Origin of the sequence: Variovorax restrictus (assembly GCF_051216715.1) — a bacterium.
Lineage (GTDB): Bacteria > Pseudomonadota > Gammaproteobacteria > Burkholderiales > Burkholderiaceae_C > Variovorax.
In genome coordinates this window covers 1,851,495-1,868,804 of sequence record NZ_JBPJZH010000001.1, presented here as the reverse complement: position 1 = coordinate 1,868,804, position 17,310 = coordinate 1,851,495, and the positions used below count along the sequence as shown (strand labels likewise).

17 protein-coding genes and 1 pseudogene are annotated in these 17,310 nt (G+C 67.4%); 13 read left to right on the top strand and 5 right to left on the bottom strand.

The window, feature by feature from the left end; all coding sequences use genetic code 11:
- Positions 1-71: 71 nt before the first annotated feature.
- The gene (locus tag ACSFA0_RS08850; RefSeq protein WP_435449823.1) at positions 72-1,847 is read right to left on the bottom strand and encodes an acetolactate synthase 3 catalytic subunit; all 1,776 of its coding nucleotides are present in this window, start codon (positions 1,845-1,847) and stop codon (positions 72-74) included.
- A 279-nt stretch (positions 1,848-2,126) separates the two neighbouring features.
- Here ACSFA0_RS08850 and ACSFA0_RS08845 point away from each other — a divergent pair, with 279 nt between their 5' ends.
- Genes ACSFA0_RS08845 through ACSFA0_RS08820 form a run of 6 tightly spaced genes read left to right on the top strand, consistent with a single transcriptional unit; the run spans position 2,127 to position 5,465 of the window.
- Entirely contained in the window at positions 2,127-2,693 is a 567-nt protein-coding gene (locus tag ACSFA0_RS08845; protein ID WP_435449822.1) for an RNA polymerase sigma factor, read from the top strand.
- Positions 2,690-3,112: a DUF3619 family protein gene (locus ACSFA0_RS08840; protein WP_435449821.1), complete on the top strand. Its 423-nt coding sequence runs from the start codon at positions 2,690-2,692 to the stop codon at positions 3,110-3,112. The genes ACSFA0_RS08845 and ACSFA0_RS08840 overlap by 4 nt, the downstream gene beginning before the upstream one ends.
- 46 nt (positions 3,113-3,158) lie before the next feature.
- Positions 3,159-3,890 (top strand): DUF3106 domain-containing protein, encoded by a 732-nt coding sequence (locus ACSFA0_RS08835; protein WP_435449820.1) that lies wholly within the window; start codon positions 3,159-3,161, stop codon positions 3,888-3,890.
- Positions 3,891-3,903: 13 nt separating this feature from the next.
- On the top strand, positions 3,904-4,449 hold the full coding sequence (locus ACSFA0_RS08830; protein WP_435449819.1) for an RDD family protein: 546 nt from the start codon (positions 3,904-3,906) through the stop codon (positions 4,447-4,449).
- Positions 4,446-4,841, top strand: coding sequence for a diacylglycerol kinase (locus ACSFA0_RS08825; protein WP_435449818.1), 396 nt, complete (start codon positions 4,446-4,448; stop codon positions 4,839-4,841). Before ACSFA0_RS08830 ends, ACSFA0_RS08825 begins: the two co-directional genes overlap by 4 nt.
- Positions 4,842-4,877: 36 nt before the next feature.
- The gene (locus ACSFA0_RS08820) at positions 4,878-5,465 is read left to right on the top strand and encodes an LOG family protein (protein ID WP_435449817.1); all 588 of its coding nucleotides are present in this window, start codon (positions 4,878-4,880) and stop codon (positions 5,463-5,465) included.
- Between the two features lie 9 nt (positions 5,466-5,474).
- Here the strand turns inward: ACSFA0_RS08820 and ACSFA0_RS08815 are convergent, their stop codons facing one another.
- Entirely contained in the window at positions 5,475-5,813 is a 339-nt protein-coding gene (locus tag ACSFA0_RS08815) for a P-II family nitrogen regulator (RefSeq protein ID WP_435449816.1), read from the bottom strand.
- 83 nt (positions 5,814-5,896) lie between these two features.
- Here ACSFA0_RS08815 and ACSFA0_RS08810 point away from each other — a divergent pair, with 83 nt between their 5' ends.
- Both ACSFA0_RS08810 and ACSFA0_RS08805 read left to right on the top strand, forming a co-directional pair.
- On the top strand, positions 5,897-6,838 hold the full coding sequence (locus ACSFA0_RS08810) for a DMT family transporter (protein ID WP_435449815.1): 942 nt from the start codon (positions 5,897-5,899) through the stop codon (positions 6,836-6,838).
- A gap of 9 nt (positions 6,839-6,847) precedes the next feature.
- Positions 6,848-8,032 (top strand): GNAT family N-acetyltransferase, encoded by a 1,185-nt coding sequence (locus ACSFA0_RS08805; RefSeq protein ID WP_435449814.1) that lies wholly within the window; start codon positions 6,848-6,850, stop codon positions 8,030-8,032.
- Here ACSFA0_RS08805 and ACSFA0_RS08800 read toward each other — a convergent pair.
- Positions 8,016-8,960 carry a LysR family transcriptional regulator gene (locus tag ACSFA0_RS08800; protein WP_435449813.1) on the bottom strand — a complete coding sequence of 315 codons (945 nt, stop codon included), beginning with the start codon at positions 8,958-8,960 and terminating at the stop codon, positions 8,016-8,018. The two genes, ACSFA0_RS08805 and ACSFA0_RS08800, sit on opposite strands and share 17 nt — an antisense overlap.
- Positions 8,961-9,076: 116 nt before the next feature.
- Between ACSFA0_RS08800 and ACSFA0_RS08795 the strand changes: the two genes are divergently transcribed.
- The 3 genes and pseudogenes from ACSFA0_RS08795 to ACSFA0_RS08785 all read left to right on the top strand — a co-directional run bounded on the left by ACSFA0_RS08795 (position 9,077) and on the right by ACSFA0_RS08785 (position 12,146).
- Positions 9,077-10,507: a M20 family metallopeptidase gene (locus ACSFA0_RS08795; RefSeq protein WP_435449812.1), complete on the top strand. Its 1,431-nt coding sequence runs from the start codon at positions 9,077-9,079 to the stop codon at positions 10,505-10,507.
- Between the two features lie 19 nt (positions 10,508-10,526).
- A complete protein-coding gene (locus tag ACSFA0_RS08790) occupies positions 10,527-11,510 on the top strand; it encodes a Bug family tripartite tricarboxylate transporter substrate binding protein (protein ID WP_435449811.1) in 984 nt (327 codons plus the stop codon).
- Positions 11,511-11,520: 10 nt separating this feature from the next.
- Positions 11,521-12,146, top strand: a pseudogene (locus ACSFA0_RS08785) (YitT family protein).
- Between the two features lie 126 nt (positions 12,147-12,272).
- On the opposite strand, the gene ppa reads toward ACSFA0_RS08785, so the two are convergent.
- Complete coding sequence (gene ppa, locus ACSFA0_RS08780; protein ID WP_435449810.1) at positions 12,273-12,803, bottom strand: inorganic diphosphatase; 531 nt, start codon at positions 12,801-12,803, stop codon at positions 12,273-12,275.
- Between the two features lie 250 nt (positions 12,804-13,053).
- Between ppa and ACSFA0_RS08775 the strand changes: the two genes are divergently transcribed.
- A complete protein-coding gene (locus tag ACSFA0_RS08775; RefSeq protein ID WP_435449809.1) occupies positions 13,054-15,123 on the top strand; it encodes a sodium-translocating pyrophosphatase in 2,070 nt (689 codons plus the stop codon).
- 16 nt (positions 15,124-15,139) lie between these two features.
- Here ACSFA0_RS08775 and ACSFA0_RS08770 read toward each other — a convergent pair whose 3' ends face one another.
- Positions 15,140-16,732: a phospholipase D family protein gene (locus tag ACSFA0_RS08770; protein WP_435449808.1), complete on the bottom strand. Its 1,593-nt coding sequence runs from the start codon at positions 16,730-16,732 to the stop codon at positions 15,140-15,142.
- Between the two features lie 21 nt (positions 16,733-16,753).
- Between ACSFA0_RS08770 and ACSFA0_RS08765 the strand changes: the two genes are divergently transcribed.
- Positions 16,754-17,308: a peroxiredoxin gene (locus ACSFA0_RS08765; RefSeq protein WP_435449807.1), complete on the top strand. Its 555-nt coding sequence runs from the start codon at positions 16,754-16,756 to the stop codon at positions 17,306-17,308.
- The last annotated feature ends 2 nt before the right edge of the window (positions 17,309-17,310 follow it).

The window sequence follows — 17,310 nt, the reverse complement described above, 5'->3', positions numbered from 1 at the left end:
TAGATTCGTCGATTAAAAGTTGAAACCCGGCCCTTCGGACACGGGGACTGATGGCTTCGCTCTCGCTCGCGCTAGAGGTCTTCGGAACCCAGCAGCATCTCGGTGATGCCCATGCCGGCCTTGACCATCGGGAACACGTTCTCGGTGGGGTCGGTGCGAAAGTCCATGAAGACGGTGCGGTCCTTGAGCTTGCGCGCCTCGCGCAGCGCAGGCTCCACGTCCTGCGGCCGCTCGATCAGCATGCCGACGTGGCCATAGGCCTCGGCCAGCTTCACGAAGTTGGGCAGCGCGTCCATGTAGCTGTGGCTATAGCGGCCGGAGTATTCGATCTCCTGCCACTGCCGCACCATGCCGAGGTAGCGGTTGTTCAGCGCGCAGATCTTGATCGGCGTGTTGTACTGCAGGCAGGTGGACAGTTCCTGGATGCACATCTGCACCGAGCCTTCGCCGGTGATGGTGAACACCTCCGACTCCGGCTTCGCGAGCTTGATGCCCATGGCATAGGGGATGCCCACGCCCATGGTGCCCAGGCCGCCCGAATTGATCCAGCGGCGCGGTTCGTCGAAGCGGTAGTACTGGGCCGCCCACATCTGGTGTTGGCCCACGTCCGACGTGATGTACGCGTCCGCGTCCTTGGTCATGTTCCAGAGCGTCTCGACCACGTACTGCGGCTTGATCACGTCCTGGTTGCCGCGGTCGTACTTGAGGCAGTCCTTGCTGCGCCAGGTCTCGATCGTCTTCCACCAGTCGGCCAGCGCGCCCGCATCCGGCTTCTGCGTGGCTTCGCGAATCATCGAGATCAGTTCGGTCAGCACGTCCTTGACGTCGCCGACGATCGGGATGTCGACCTTCACGCGCTTGGAGATGCTCGACGGGTCGATGTCGACGTGGATGATCTTGCGTTCGTTCTGTGCGAAGTGCTTCGGGTTGCCGATCACGCGGTCGTCGAAGCGCGCGCCCACGGCCAGCAGCACGTCGCAGTTCTGCATCGCGTTGTTGGCCTCGATCGTGCCGTGCATGCCCAGCATGCCGAGGAACTTGCGGTCGCTCGCCGGGTAGGCGCCCAGGCCCATCAGCGTGTTGGTGACCGGGTAGCCCAGCATGTCGACCAGCGTACGCAGTTCGGCCGTCGCGTTGCTCAGCAGCACGCCGCCGCCGGTGTAGATGTACGGCCGCTTGGCGTTCAGCAGCAGTTGCAGCGCCTTGCGGATCTGCCCGCCGTGGCCCTTCTTCACCGGGTTGTACGAGCGCATCTCGACCTTGTCGGGATAGCCGGTGTAGGTGATCTTCTTGAAGGACACGTCCTTCGGGATGTCCACGACGACCGGGCCGGGACGACCGGTGCGCGCGATATGGAAGGCCTTCTTCATCGTCATGGCCAGATCCTTGGGATCCTTGACGAGAAAGTTGTGCTTCACGATGGGTCGGGTGATGCCGACCGTGTCGCATTCCTGAAACGCGTCCAACCCGATCGCTGCCGTCGGCACCTGGCCCGAGATGATCACCATCGGAATGGAATCCATGTAGGCCGTCGCGATGCCGGTGACCGCATTGGTCAGGCCCGGACCGGAGGTGACCAGCGCCACGCCGACCTCGCCCGTGGCTCGGGCGAACCCGTCGGCCGCGTGCACTGCGGCCTGCTCGTGACGCACCAGCACATGCTGGATGGTGTCTTGCTTGTAGAGCGCGTCGTAGATGTAGAGGACAGCGCCACCCGGGTAGCCCCAGAGGTATTCGACGCCTTCGGCCTGCAGTGCCTTGATCAGCACTTCAGCGCCCATGAGCTCTTGCGATTGTCCGCCGGCAGCCGCAGCCGCAGACGCGATCTCCGCCTTGGAGATTTCCATGATGAACCTTTCGAGTTTTCGGGAACGAAAAACCTTGGGTGCCCCTTGCCAGCCCTTGTGAGACCGCGTCGGGACTTGAGGCCAAAGCCATGAGCGGACTGATGTTCCGCCGGGCAGTGACCCGTTTGCCTGTGTGAATTGCAGCGGGGATTATGGCACCCTCGGCGCGCCGTTCGTGGCGGATGCGCCACGCCGGGGCCCGATGCGATAATCCGCAACAAAAAAGACCCCTGTCCACGGGAGACAGCACCCACCCGGCGCCGCGAAGCGCCTCCGTCCTTGGCCACCGAAAAAGAACTCTCCGATTTCCTGAAAAGCGTGGAACGACGCGCCTTCAAGCGCTCCATCTACCACGTGCGGGACGAGGAAGCCGCGCTCGATATCGTCCAGGACAGCATGATGAAGCTGGCCGAGCATTACGGCGACAAGCCGGCCAATGAACTGCCGATGCTGTTCCAGCGGATCCTGTCGAACTGCACGCTCGACTGGTTCCGTCGGCAGAAGACGCGCCGCGCGTTGTTCTCGAACATGAGCGACTTCGAGCCGTCGGGCGATGGCGGCGATTTCGATCTTCTGGAGAACTTCGTCTCACCCACCGACTCTCTGGAAACGGAGAGCGCGGAAGACACCACCCGACGCGCCCAGGTTTTCCACGACATCGAGAAAGAGATCGCGGCTTTGCCCGGTCGTCAACGCGAGGCTTTCCTGATGCGTTACTGGGAGGAAATGGACGTGGCCGAAACCGCCGCCGCCATGGGCTGCTCTGAAGGCAGCGTCAAGACCCATTGCTCGCGTGCGGTCCATGCGCTGAGCAAAGCGCTCAAAGCCAAGGGAATTTCACTATGAATCACTCGACCTCTTCCGCCAGCGCCGCTGCACAAGCACAGTTCGGCCGCCGCGTGGCGGCACGCCTGTCCGCCGGCACCGACGCATTGCCCAACGACATCGCCGAACGCCTGCGCGTGGCGCGTGCCCAGGCGCTGGCGAACCGCCGCCAACCGGCTCGGCCAGCCACCGTGGTGGTCGATGCCGGCGGCAACGCCGCCGCGTTGGGCAGTGTGTGGTGGATGCGTTTCGGCACTATCGCCCCCCTGGTGGCCTTGGTCGTCGGGCTCGTCGGCATCAGCGTCTGGCAGGACGACCAGCGCTTCAAGGAACTGGCCGAAGTCGACGCCGCTCTGCTCACCGACGATCTACCGCCCGCCGCCTACACCGACCCCGGTTTCGCACAGTTCTTGAAGACCGAAGGCGCTGCCAGCCGCTGATCGCCGTTCCTTGTTTGTCCTTTCCCGCCCCTGACCGGGCCGCTGCATGACCTTCCACCGCGTCTCCGCTGCCCACGCCATCCTGTCGCGTTCACTCGGTGCGCGAGTGGCCGGAGGGCTCATAGGTGCGCTGGTCCTGTTGGGCGTCGCGAGCTCGATGGCGCAGGTTCAGGCGCAGCCAGGCTCCTCGGCAGCGACACCGCCGGCTGCGGCGCCCAAGCCTGCCGCCAAGCCGCTCTGGCGCGACCTGAGTGCCAAGCAACAGCAGGCGCTGCAGCCGCTGGCCGCCGACTGGGACACCCTGAGCGAAGGCCACAAGCGCAAATGGCTGACCCTGTCGCGCAACCATTCCAAGCTGTCGCCCGAAGACAAGGCGACGCTGCGCAGCCGCATGACGGAATGGGCGGCCCTGAGCCGACACCAGCGCGATCAGGCACGCTTCAACTTCGCGGAAGTGAAGCAGGTACCGGCCGACGAGCGCAAGGCCAAGTGGGAGGCCTACCAGGCCCTCACACCCGAACAAAAGCGCCGCCTGGCGGAAAGCGCCACGCCGCGACCGCCGGGAGCGACCGCCACGATCCGGCCGGTGCCGGCCCAGAAGCTGGCACCTGTCCCGGCCGACGCTGCCAAGGGGCAGCACAGCCCGCGCATCCAGCTGACGCCGCCGCCCGAGGCCGTGGCGCCAGCGCCTATGATCACGACGCCCGTTCCACCCGCGGAGGCGCTGGCGCCGACGCCCGTCATGCCGCCGCCGGCCCCTGTGGCCCCCCTGCCCTGATCTCCTTGCGTCGATGAATCCGAGTTCCCCTGTCGCCGACCCCTCCGGCGGGCCGGCCGGCGCGCCCGCCCTGCAGACCCCCGGGCTGTGGCGCCGCATGGCTTGCTGGCTCTACGAAGGCATGCTGCTCTTCGCGGTGGTCTTCGTGGCTGGCTGGCTGTTCAGCACGCTGGGCCAGATGCGCGACGCGATGGACTCGCGCCGGCACCTCCTTCAGGCCTTCCTGTTCGTGGTGTTCGGCGTGTATTTCGTCTGGTTCTGGGCCAAGGGCCAGACGCTGGCGATGAAAACCTGGAATATCCGCCTCGTCGACCGAGCAGGCCACGCGGTCACGCAGGGCCGGGCCCTCGCGCGCTACCTGCTGAGCTGGGTCTGGTTCCTGCCGCCGCTCGCGGCCATCGCACCGTTCAAGCTGTCGGGTGCCGAATCCGCCCTGCTCATCAGCGGCTGGGTGGTGGTGTGGGCGCTGCTGGCACGCTTCCATCCCCGCCAGCAGTTCTGGCACGACGCCTGGGCTGGCACGCAACTGGTCACGTCGCGGCCGATGAGTCGGCGATGAGCACCCCGGCTCCTGCCAATCCGCAGAAGACGCGGCGCGGCCTGTCCCGCGTCTGGCACGCCGCACTGATCTCGCTGGACGGTTTTCGTGCCGGCTGGAAAGAGGCCGCCTTCCGCCAGGAGGTGGCCTGCGCCGCCGTCATGCTGCCGGCGGCCTTCTGGGTCGGGCGCAGCTGGGTCGAAACCGCACTGCTGGCCGCCCTGGTGGTGCTGGTGCTGGTCGTCGAGCTGCTCAACAGCGGCATCGAAGCGGCGATCGACCGCATCGGCCCCGAATGGCACAGCTTCTCCAAGACCGCGAAAGACCTGGGCAGCGCCGCGGTGCTGTTGTCGATCCTGTTGTGCAGTGCCGTCTGGCTGGCCGCGCTCTGGCATCGCTTCGCCACGCCCTGATTGGCAGCCGTCACGCAGCCACGGCATGATCGAGCCATGACTCCTGCTTTTTCGATTTGCGTCTATTGCGGCTCCCGACCCGGCGAGCGCCCCGAATTCACCCACGTGGCCGAGGCCGTCGGCCAATGGATCGGCGAACGCGGCGGCCAACTGGTCTACGGCGGCGGCCGCACCGGTCTGATGGGCACCGTGGCCGAGGCCACCCGCCGAGCCGGTGGCCGCGTGGTCGGCATCATCCCCAAGGCCCTGGTCGACAAGGAACTCGCCAACACGCTGTGCGACGAGCTGCACATCGTCGACACCATGCACGAGCGCAAGGCCATGATGGGCGAGCGGGCCGACGCCTTCCTGGCGATCGCAGGCGGCATCGGCACCTTCGAGGAACTGTTCGAGATCTGGACCTGGCGCCAGCTCGGCTACCACGACAAGCCGGTCGGCATCCTCAACAGCGCCGGCTACTACGACGGCCTGCTCGCCTTCCTGGCGAACTGCGTGCGCGAAGGCTTCATGAGCGACTGGCAGATGGGGCTCATCCGCAGCGGCACCGACACCGCGCCGCTGCTCGAAGCGCTGGTCGACGAAGCCGGCCGCCATGGCGGCGAGCACCTGGCGGAAGTGCTCTGAGCCTGCGGCTCAGACCGCCGCTTCGCCCTCTTCGCCGGTGCGGATGCGCACGACGCGCTCGACCTCGGTGACGAAGATCTTGCCGTCGCCGATCTTGCCGGTGCGCGCGGCGCTGACGATGGCTTCGACGCAGCGCTCGAGGTCACCGTCGTTGACCACCACCTCGATCTTCATCTTCGGCAGGAAGTCGACCACGTACTCGGCGCCGCGGTAGAGCTCGGTGTGCCCCTTCTGACGGCCGAAGCCCTTGACCTCGGTCACCGTGAGGCCGGACACGCCGACCTCCGCGAGGGCCTCGCGCACGTCGTCGAGCTTGAAAGGTTTGACGATGACGGTGATGAGTTTCATGGGCTTGTCGTCCTGAGAGTCGGTGGAGTTGATTGGTCGATAGCGTAACGTGTCCCGGTCCGGACTGGTACGCTCACCCTGCGATGCGCGCCAGTTTCACCGGACCTTCTTCTTTCTTCGGCTCCTGCTTCCAGTGGTTCAACGATCGGGCTTACGTCCTGCTCGTCTTCACCATGCTGACCTGGGGGGCGAATTCCGTCGCGGCGCGGCTGGCGGTCGGCGAGATCCCACCGATGCTGCTGACCTGTCTGCGCTGGGCCGTGTGCTGCGTCGCGCTGGCGCTGACGGCCCGCACCCAGATCGCCACGCACTGGCGCAGCCTGCTGCCGCGCTGGCGCTCCATCGTGCTGATGGGCGCGCTCGGCTTCACCGGCTTCAACGCGCTGTTCTATGCCGCCGCGCACCACACCACGGCGATCAACATCGCAATCATCCAGGGCACCATCCCGGTGCTCGTGCTGATCGGCAGCCTGCTTCTCTACGGCACGCGCATTTCTCGCCTCCAGGTGATCGGCGCGGTCCTGACGCTGAGCGGCATCGCCGTCGTCGCCTCGCAGGGCGAATTCGCTCGACTGGCAGCGCTGCAGTTCAACCTCGGTGACGTGTGGATCATCGTCGCCTGCGTGCTGTACGCGGGCTTCGCCCTGGGCCTGCGGCAGCGCCCGCCCGTGCCGGCCATCGTGTTCTTCGCGGCGTTGGCCGCCGTCGCGGCGGTGGTGTCGCTCCCGCTCGTCGCGGTGGAGATCGCGATGGGGCAGTCGTACCTGCCGAGCGCCAAGGGCTGGGCCCTGGTGCTCTTCATCGGCCTGCTGCCCTCCTTCATCTCGCAGCTGACCTTCATGCAGGCCGTCGCGCTGATCGGCCCGGCCCGCGCCGGGATGTTCATGAACCTGGTGCCGATCTTCGGCCCGCTGCTCGCCGTGATGGTGCTGGGCGAGCCGCTCTCGGCCTACCACGCGACGGCGCTGGCGCTCGTGCTGGGCGGCATCTACATCGCCGAACACCTCGGCGCGCGAAAGCACTGAAACGCATCCATGGATCAACCCGTCCTCCGTTTTCATGCCGATCCCGGCGAGATCGACGCCGCGCAATGGAACGCCCTGCTCGCGGCGCAGGCCGCGCCCAGCCCCTTCATGCGCCACGAGTACCTCGACGCGCTGCACCGCAGCGGCAGCGCCACGCCCGAGCACGGCTGGACGCCGCAGTTCGCCACGCTCTGGCGCGGCCAGACCATGCTCGCGGCCTGCCCGCTGTACATCAAGGACCACTCCTACGGCGAGTACGTGTTCGACTGGGCCTGGGCCAACGCCTACGAACAGCACGGGCTCGCCTACTACCCCAAGGCCCTCGTCGCCGTGCCCTTCACGCCCGTGCCCGGCACGCGCCTGCTGGCGCGCGACGCCGACAGCCGCGCGCTGCTGGTGCAGGGGCTCGTGCAGTTCTGCACGGAGGCCGAGCTGTCGTCCCTGCACCTGCTCTTCGGGGCCGACGAGGACATCGCCGCCTGCGCCGACCACGGCCTCATGCTGCGCAACACCGTGCAGTTCCACTGGTCGAACCAGACCGTCGACGGCGGCGCGGGCTATGCCGATTTCGAGGCCTTCCTCGCCAGCCTCTCGCACGACAAGCGCAAGAAGATCCGGCAGGAGCGCCGCAAGGTCGCCGACGCCGGCGTGCGCTTCCGCTGGGCCCGCGGCAGCGACATCTCGGCCGCCGACTGGGACTTCTTCTACCGCTGCTACGCCCGCACCTACCGCGAGCACGGCAACGCGCCCTACCTCAGCCGCGACTTCTTCCAGCGCATGGCCGACACGCTGCCCGAGGCCTGGCTGCTCTTCGTCGCCGAACGCGACGGCAAGGCCATGGCCTCCAGCCTGATCGCGCTGTCGGTCGACGGTGCCGCTGGCGACCCACCGCAGGCCGCCTACGGCCGCTACTGGGGCGCCCTCGAGCGGGTCGATTGCCTGCATTTCGATGCCTGCTACTACCAGCCGCTGGCCTGGTGCATCGACCACGGCGTGCAGCGCTTCGAAGGCGGCGCGCAGGGCGAGCACAAGATGGCGCGTGCGCTGATGCCGGTGAAGACGACCAGCGCGCACTGGCTGGCGCACCCGGCCTTCGCCGATGCCGTGAAGCGCTTCCTCGAGCGCGAAGGCGAAGGCGTCGAGAACTACATGCAGCACCTGGACGTGCGCAGTCCCTTCAAGTCGCAGCCTTGATCCGGGCTCGCCCCAGCCGGCGCCGCGCGCCTGCGCCGATGGCCTGCGCCAGCTGCTGCACGAAGGCCTGCGCCGGCGGCGACAGCGTCCGGCCTTCGAGCGACAGGGCCTGCAGCCGGCGCTGCTGCAGCATCGGTTCGTCGAAAGGCCGCGCCACGACCGCGCCTTCGTCGATGAGGTGCGACACCGTCAGCAGGCCCGACAGCAGCACCTCCGGACTGCGCAGCAGCGACAGCATCACCGACGAGAAGTTGCTCACGAACACCGGTCGGTACGGCAACCCCTGCGCACTGCAGGCCAGGTCGAACAGCTGCCGCGCCGTCACGCCCTTGCTGCCCACCATCAGCGGATAGCGCACCACGTCGGCCAGTCGCACGACGCGGCCACGCGCCAGCGGATGGTCGGGCCGCATCACTGCCAACACCGGCGCGGGCGCCGCATGCTCGACCCGCAGGCCCGGCTCCGGGGCGGTGATGTACTTCAGCCCGATGTCCGTCTCGCCGTGCAGCAGCAGGCGACTGACCTCGTCGGGCGCACCGACGTGCAGCTCGATCTGGCTGGTCGGGTGAGCGGCCTGGAAAGCGCGCATCTGGGCCGGCACAAAGCCCGCCGCGAAGCCTTCGGTGCAGCAGACACGCACCCGTCCCGCGGCCTGCCCGCCGAGGTTGCGCACCTGCTCGATCACCTGTTCGGTGTCGAGCAGCGCATTGCGCAGGTGGCCGGCGAGCCGCTGCCCGGCCGGCGTGAGCACCATGCCGCGCGCGTGACGCTCGAACAACGGCGTGCCCAGGCTGGCCTCCAGCTTGGCGATCTGCCGGCTCAGCGCGGAGGCCGCGACGAAGAGCCGGGCCGCGGCCTGGTTGACGGAGCCGGCTTGCGCCACCTCCATGAAGTAGCGCATCGGAATGCTGAGGAGCGTGGGTGTCATTGGGTGCGGTCCTTCCGTGAGCATTGCCTTCAGGGCAACACCAGGCTGCTAAATCGATAGTACCGGCAACAGCTTCCAGGCCTTCCACTTGCATGCATCCCACGCAAAGGAACCCCATGCACCGCCTTGACGCCCTCCATCTGGCCAGCGCATACTTCGACGACGGTCGCTTCTTCACCGACTTGCAGCGGCGCGTCGCCCGCCGCACCGAGAGCGACACCGGCACCGCGACGCCGGCGCTCGGCGCCTACCTGCGCGAAGAACTCGCGCCCCCGCTCACCGCGCTAGGCTTCGCCTGCGAGGTCGTGCCGAACCCCGTCGACGGGGGCGGTCCGTTCCTCATCGCGCGTCGCATCGAAGACCCTGCGCTGCCTACCGTGCTGAGCTACGGCCACGGCGACGTGACCAGCGGGCAAGACGCGCAGTGGCGCGAGGGCCTCGGCCCGTGGGCGCTCACGGTCGAAGGCGAGCGCTGGTACGGCCGCGGCACCGCCGACAACAAGGGCCAGCACACCGTCAACATCGGCGCGCTGGCGGCCGTGCTGCAGGCGCGCGAAGGCCGGCTCGGCTACAACGTGACCCTGCTCATCGAGATGGGCGAGGAAGCCGCGTCGCCCGGCCTGCACGCCGTGTGCACGGCGCACCGTGACGCCTTGCGCGCCGATCTGTTCGTCGCCTGCGACGGGCCGCGGGTGAGCGCTGCACGCCCCACCCTGTTCATGGGTTCGCGTGGCGCGGTCAACTTCAGCCTGACGCTCAAGGCGCGTCCCCGGGCCTATCACTCGGGCAACTGGGGCGGCGCGCTGGCCAACCCGGCCACGCGCATTGCGCACGCCGTCGCGACGCTGACGGATGCGCGCGGCCGCATCCGGGTCGAGGCCCTGCGGCCTCCGCCCATCTCGGCCGGGGTGCGCAAGGCGCTTGCGGACATCACCATCGGCGGCGGCGCCGACGACCCGACCCTGAGCGAAGGATGGGGCGAACCCGGCTTGAGCGCCGCCGAACGGCTGATGGCCTGGAACACCATCGAGGTGCTGGCGCTGGGCGCCGGCTCGGCGCAGCGGCCGGTCAACGCCATCCCGGGCCAGGCCGTCGCGCACTGCCAGTTGCGCTTCGTGGTCGGCACGCCGTGGCAGGAGCTCGCGGCGATCGTTCGATCGCACCTCGATGCACACGGCTTCGACGATGTCGAGGTCGCCATCACGCTGGCCGGCGCCGCGACGCGGCTCGACCCCGACAACCCCTGGGTGGACTGGGCGCGCACCTCCATCCGGAGCACCACCGGCCAACAGCCCGACGTGCTGCCGAACCTGGCCGGCTCGCTGCCCAACGACGTTTTCGCCGACCTGCTGGGCCTGCCCACGCTGTGGGTGCCGCACTCGTACCCCGCCTGCGCGCAGCACGCACCCAACGAACACCTGCTCGCACCGGTGGTGCGCCAGGGCCTGCAGGTCATGGCGGGCCTTTACTGGGACCTCGGCGAAGCCGGCGCTACGCCGTGGCAGACCGGCGCCGTGCGCGCCGCCGCCGCTACCTCCACGCTTTGACCTTCATCCCTCATCGATCATGAAAACCCTTCGCCTTCTTCCCCTCCTCGCACTGGGCGCCGCACTGCTGGCGGCGCCGGTGCTCTCCGTCCATGCCCAGGACGCCTGGCCGACCAAGAGCGTTAAGCTGGTCGTGCCCTTCCCGCCGGGCGGCGGCACCGACATCGTGGCGCGTGCCATGGCGCAGAAGCTGGCCGATCGCCTCAAGCAACCGGTCGTCATCGACAACAAGCCTGGGGCTTCGACCATCATCGGTACCGACGCCGTCGCCAAGGCGCCGGCCGACGGCTACACGCTGCTGCTGTCGGGCTCGACCAGCTACACGGTGAACCCGGCCCTGCGCGCCAAGCTGCCCTACGACCCGCTGCGCGATCTGGCACCGATCGCCATCGTGGCGCGCACGCCGCTCGTGCTGGTGGTCAATGCCAACTCGCCCTGGCGCACCATCAACGAGCTGATCGCAGCCGCCAAGGCCAACCCGAAGAGCGTGCGCTACGCCACCTTCGGCAGCGGCTCGGGTCCGCATCTGGCCGGCGAGCTGTTCGCGCTGGCGGCCAACGTGAAGCTGCAGGACGTGCCCTACCGCGGCAGCGCGCAGAGTTCGGTGGCGCTGATCGCCGGCGAGATCGAGATGGGCATCGACACGGTAGCCTCGGTGGCGCCGCACGTGAAGTCGGGCAAGCTGCGCGCGCTGGGCATCGTCGGTGCGACGCGCTCGAGCATGCTGCCCGACATCGCGACACTGGCCGAACAGAAACTGCCGGAAGCGACTTTCGACGCCTGGTACGGCATCGCCGCGCCGGCCCGCACGCCGCCCGCGGTGGTGCAGAAGCTGTCGCGCGACGTCATGGCCGTGATGGCCGACCCTGCGTTGCAGGCCCAGTTGAAGACACAGGGCATGGAGCCGGTGGCCATCGGTGCGCCGGCCTTCCGCGCATTGATGGAAAACGAAATCTCGCGCTACCTTGCGCTGGCGCATCGAGCTGGCATCCAGCCCGAGTGACACTCGGCCGATGAGCTCGCCCGCCGACATCGACGACCTGTCTTCCCGCAAGCACAGCCGCAGCGAAGACGCGCTGGCCATCGTCAGCGGCACCCTGCTGATCTCCGTCGGCATCGCCTTCTTCACCACCGCCGGCCTGCTGACGGGCGGCACGGCGGGCCTCGCCTTCCTGCTGCATTACGCGACAGGCATCGGCTTCGGCCCGTTGTTCTTCGTGCTCAACCTGCCCTTCTACTGGCTCGCCTGGCGCAAGCTGGGCGTGGCGTTCACGGTCAAGACCTTCATCGCAGTCGCGCTGCTGTCGGCCCTGACGACACTGCAGCCGCAGCTGCTGGCCTTCGCCTCGCTGCAGCCGGTGTATGCGGCGCTGGTAGGTGGGCTGATCACCGGCACCGGCTTCCTGATTTTGTTTCGCCACAAGTGCAGCCTGGGCGGCGTCGGCGTGCTCGCGCTGTGGCTGCAGGACCGCTTCGGCTGGCGCGCGGGCAAGGTGCAGATGGGCGTCGACTGCGCCATCGTGCTGCTGGCGCTGGTCTCGATCGAGCCGATGCGCGTGCTGTACTCGATCCTCGGTGCAGTCGCGCTCAACATCGTGCTTACGATCACCACCGGCCCGGCCGCTACCTCGGCATGTAGGCTGACACCCACACCCGATGCGCCTTCGGCGCCTCCCCCTCAAGGGGGCGCACCCGGCGGCCTGGCGGAGCCAGTTCCGCGGGTGCCCTGGCATCCAGGCCAGGCCAGGCCGCGGGGTACGTCGACTTACTTCTTGCCGTAGTTGGCGAGGCCGTCGGTAATTTCCTTCTTGGCGGAGTCGATGCCTTCCCAGCCGAGGATCTTGACCCACTTGCCTTCTTCCAGGTCCTTGTAGTGCTCGAAGAAGTGGCTGATGGCCTTCAGGCGCATCGGGTTCACGTCGTCGATCGACTTCCAGTGGCTGTAGATCGGCAGCACCTTGGTGGTGGGCACGGCCAGCACCTTGCCGTCGACGCCGGCTTCGTCTTCCATCATCAGGATGCCGAGCGGCCGGCAGGGCACGACCACACCGGGCAGCAGCGGGTACGGCGCGATCACCAGCACGTCGACCGGGTCGCCGTCGCCGCTGAGCGTCTGTGGCACGTAGCCGTAGTTGGCCGGGTAGTACATCGCCGTGGTCATGAAGCGGTCGACGAAGAGCGCGCCCGACTCCTTGTCCACTTCGTACTTGATCGGGTCCGAGTTCATCGGAATCTCGATGACCACGTTGAAGGCTTCGGGAACGTTCTTGCCGGGAGAGACTTTGTCGAAAGACATGGTGTTGTCGCTGTAGTTGGTGGATGGGGGCGGGGTGCGGAGAAACCCGGAGTTTACTTTCCGCACCCGCAATGAATGGCACAGGCTGTGACATTTGCCTGTAAATTGCGCTCGTTGGCCAATCGGCCTGCGTCCATCGAGGGCGCAGGCTTCGAGGAAGCAACGCGACGGAAGCCTCGACCCGTACGCGTTGCGCACCGGGTTGGGCTTTCGTCTCCACAAGTCACAACGAACGAATGGAGATGCAAGCATGATCGGCAACACCCCTCTGGTCCTCGCCATCGTCTGCGGCCTCGTGGCCGTTGGCTACGGCGTCTGGGCCCGCAGCTGGATCCTCGCCAAAGACCCCGGCAACGCGCGCATGCAGGAGATCGCCGCGGCGATCCAGCAAGGCGCCGCGGCCTACCTGGCCAAGCAGTACGTCACCATCGCAGCCGTCGGCCTGGTGCTGGCGATCCTGATCGGCATCTTTCTCGACGTGACGACGGCCGTCGGCTTCGTGCTCGGCGCCGTGCTGTCCGGCGCCTGCGGCTTCATCGGCATGAACGTGTCGGTGCGGGCCAACGTGCGCACCGCGCAGGCCGCCACGCAAGGCATCGGCCCGGCGCTCGACGTCGCCTTCCGCGGCGGCGCCATCACCGGGATGCTGGTGGTGGGGCTCGGGCTGCTGGGCGTGGCGGGCTTCTACTGGTTCCTGGTCGGCAACGGCAACCTGACGCCGGACAAGAACCTGTCGTCGCTGCTCAACCCGCTGATCGGCTTCGCCTTCGGCTCGTCGCTGATCTCGATCTTCGCCCGACTGGGCGGCGGCATCTTCACCAAGGGCGCCGACGTCGGTGCCGACCTGGTGGGCAAGGTAGAGGCCGGCATTCCCGAGGACGATCCGCGCAACCCGGCGGTGATCGCCGACAACGTGGGCGACAACGTCGGTGACTGCGCCGGCATGGCGGCCGACCTGTTCGAGACCTACGCGGTGACGCTGATCGCGACCATGGTGCTCGGTGCGCTGATGGTGGCCGCAGCGCCGGTCAACGCGGTGCTGTACCCGCTGGCGCTGGGCGGCGTGTCGATCATCGCGTCGATCATCGGCTGCTTCTTCGTGAAGGCGTCGCCGGGCATGACCAACGTGATGCCGGCGCTCTACAAGGGGCTGGCGGTGGCGGGCATCCTGTCGCTCATCGCTTTCTACTTCGTCACGCAATGGCTCATCCCTGACAACGCCATCGCGCCCACGGGCAGCGCGATGAAGCTGTTCGGCGCCTGCGCCGTGGGCCTGGTGCTGACGGCCGCGCTGGTGTGGATCACCGAGTACTACACCGGCACGCAGTACAAGCCGGTGCGGCACATCGCGCAGGCCTCGACCACCGGCCACGGCACCAACATCATCGCGGGGCTGGGCGTGTCGATGCGCTCGACGGCCTGGCCGGTGATCTTCGTGTGCATCGCGATCATCGTGTCGTACACGCTGGCCGGGCTCTACGGCATCGCCATCGCCGCGACCGCCATGCTGAGCATGGCCGGCATCGTGGTCGCACTCGACGCCTACGGCCCCATCACCGACAACGCCGGTGGCATCGCCGAGATGGCCGAGCTGCCCGCCAGCGTGCGCGCCGTGACCGACCCGCTCGACGCGGTGGGCAACACCACCAAGGCCGTGACCAAGGGCTACGCCATCGGCTCGGCCGGCCTCGCGTCGCTGGTGCTCTTCGCCGACTACACGCACAAGCTGGAAAGCTACGGCCAGGCCATCACCTTCAACCTGAGCGACCCGATGGTGATCGTGGGCCTCTTCATCGGCGGGCTGATTCCCTACCTCTTCGGCGCGATGGCGATGGAAGCGGTGGGCCGCGCGGCCGGCGCGGTGGTGGAGGAAGTGCGCCGCCAGTTCCGCGAGATCCCCGGCATCATGGAAGGCACGGCCAAACCCGAGTACGGCAAGGCCGTCGGCATGCTGACCGGTGCAGCCATCAAGGAAATGATGATCCCGTCGCTGCTGCCGGTGGTGGTGCCGATCCTGGTGGGCCTGCTGCTGGGGCCGAAGGCGCTGGGCGGGCTGCTGATGGGCACCATCGTCACCGGCCTGTTCGTCGCCATCAGCATGTGCACCGGCGGCGGCGCGTGGGACAACGCCAAGAAGTACATCGAGGACGGCCACCACGGCGGCAAGGGCAGCGAGGCCCACAAGGCGGCCGTCACCGGCGACACCGTGGGCGACCCCTACAAGGACACGGCCGGCCCGGCCGTCAATCCGCTGATCAAGATCATCAACATCGTGGCGCTGCTGATCGTGCCGCTGGTGGTCAAGTTCCACGGCGGCTGAAGCCGCACGGCAGACCCTAGAGCAGATCCTCGGGCACCAGAGGCCCGAGCAGGTTGATCTTCAGGCGCTGCAGCCAGCTCGACTCCGGCTCGTCGTACAGCACGACCTCCTTGTCCTCGTCCATCGACAGCCATTCGAGCCGGCCGGTGGGCGGGTCGAGGCGCACGCGGTAGGCGCTTTCGAGCTTGCTGATGTTGATGATGCGCAGCATCTCGCGCGCCAGCTGCGGGCTGAACACGGCCAAGCCGAGCTCGGTGTTCTGCGTCGCCGAGCGCGGGTCGAGGTTGACCGAGCCGAGGAAGACAAGGTGCTTGTCGACCACCGCCGTCTTGGCGTGCAGGCGACCCAGCGAACTGCCGAACACGCCCAGCCGCTTGTTGCGCGTGGTGCGCGCCGGGCTCAGCTCGTACAGGTCGACGCCCTCTTCGAGCAAGCGCTTTCGGTAGCGCACGTAGCCGCTGTGCACCAGCGGCTCGTCGTTGGCGGCCAGCGAGTTGGTCAGCAGCGTCACGTCGACGCCCCAGTCGCGCAGTTGCTTGAAGCCGGCCATGCCGCGCTCGCCCGGCACCAAGTACGGCGAGGTCAGGACGACCTGGTTCTCGGCCGTGAGCAGGCGCTGCCAGAAGCGCGCGGTGACGCTGCTCGCGAAGGCCTCGTCGCTGGTCATGGAACGCAACTTGGCCGGCGGATCGGCCACCGCATTGGCCACGCCCCAGAGGAAGCCAATGCGGCCCGCGTCGAGCTCTTCACCGATCGGCCCGTAGCCCAGCACATCGGTCGGCGGCAGGATGACCTTCGGCGGCGGCCCGCCCAAGCCAACGCGCGCGTCGAAGTCGCTTTCCATCACGGTGCGTCCGGCGTAAGGCGTCACGATCTCGCCGATGGGGTAGACCTCTTCGCTGTTCCAGTAGGCGTCGAAGATGTTCGCCAGCTGTTCGATCACCTTGCCCACGACGAGCGTGTCCATGTCGATGAAGTTCTGTGCGCTGTTGAGCGTGAAGTACTCGTCGGCGATGTTTCGCCCGCCCATCACGCCCATCACGCCGTCGGCGATGAAGAGCTTGTTGTGCATGCGGTGGTTGAGCCGGTAGATGTCGAAGATCGACGCGGCAAAGCGACCCGCCAAGCTGCCACGCGCGCAGCAGAAGGGGTTGAACAGGCGCACCTCGATGTTGGGTGTCGCCGTCATGGCCAGCAGCATCTGATCGGTGCTGGCGGTGTAGAGATCGTCTACCAGCAGGCGCACGCGCACACCGCGCTGCGCCGCTTCCTTGAGCGTGCGCAACAAGAGTCCCCCCGCCCCGTCGTTGGCGATCACGTAGTACTGGACATCGAGCGTGTGCCGTGCGCGCCGCGCCAGCTCGATGCGCGCGTCCAGCGAATAGACACCCAGCGGCATGAGGCGGAAGCCGGAGTGCTCACCCGGCGGCGTGGAGGCGGCGAGCACCTTCGCCAGCGGCGTCGTCGGGTCTGGCGCCAGCGACAGGGTCGGCGGCATGTGCTTGACCGCCGGTAGGCTGCCGCAGGCGCTCAGCAAGGCCACGAGCCCGAGTAGGGAAAGCCATGTGGCCACGCGCGCCAGGGCAGGCCGGAATAAGATGCGCGTCATTGTTTTTTGAGGATCGAGAACATGTTGCTGGCTGCTTCGACACGGTGGTCCATACCGCTGATGATGCTCTGTTTGGGGGTGTCTCTGCCAGCCGCTGCTGCGCTCGACATCGGCGAGCCGGCGCCGAAATTCAGCGCGCCCGCAGCGCTCGACGGCAAGCCCTTTACGTATTCACTGGGCGATGCCTTGCAGAAGGGCCCGGTGGTGCTGTACTTCTTCCCTGCTGCCTTCTCGACCGGCTGTTCCATCGAAGCCCATGCCTTCGCCGAGGCCATCGAGGAGTTCAAGGCGGTCGGCGCCAGCGTGATCGGCGTGTCCACGGACGACCCGGAAACCCTCGCCAAGTTTTCCAGCCAGTCCTGCCAGGGCAAGTTTCCGGTGGCATCCGACGAGACGCGAGCCATCAGCAAATCCTTCGACGCGCTGATGCAGACCCGCCCGGAGTATGCCAACCGGATCTCCTACGTGATCTCTCCCACAGGAGCGATTGCTTTCTACTACCAAAGTCTGAACCCCGCCAAGCACGTCGAGAAGGTGCTGGCGGCGGTGAAGGAATTGCCGCCGGCCAAGAAGTGACG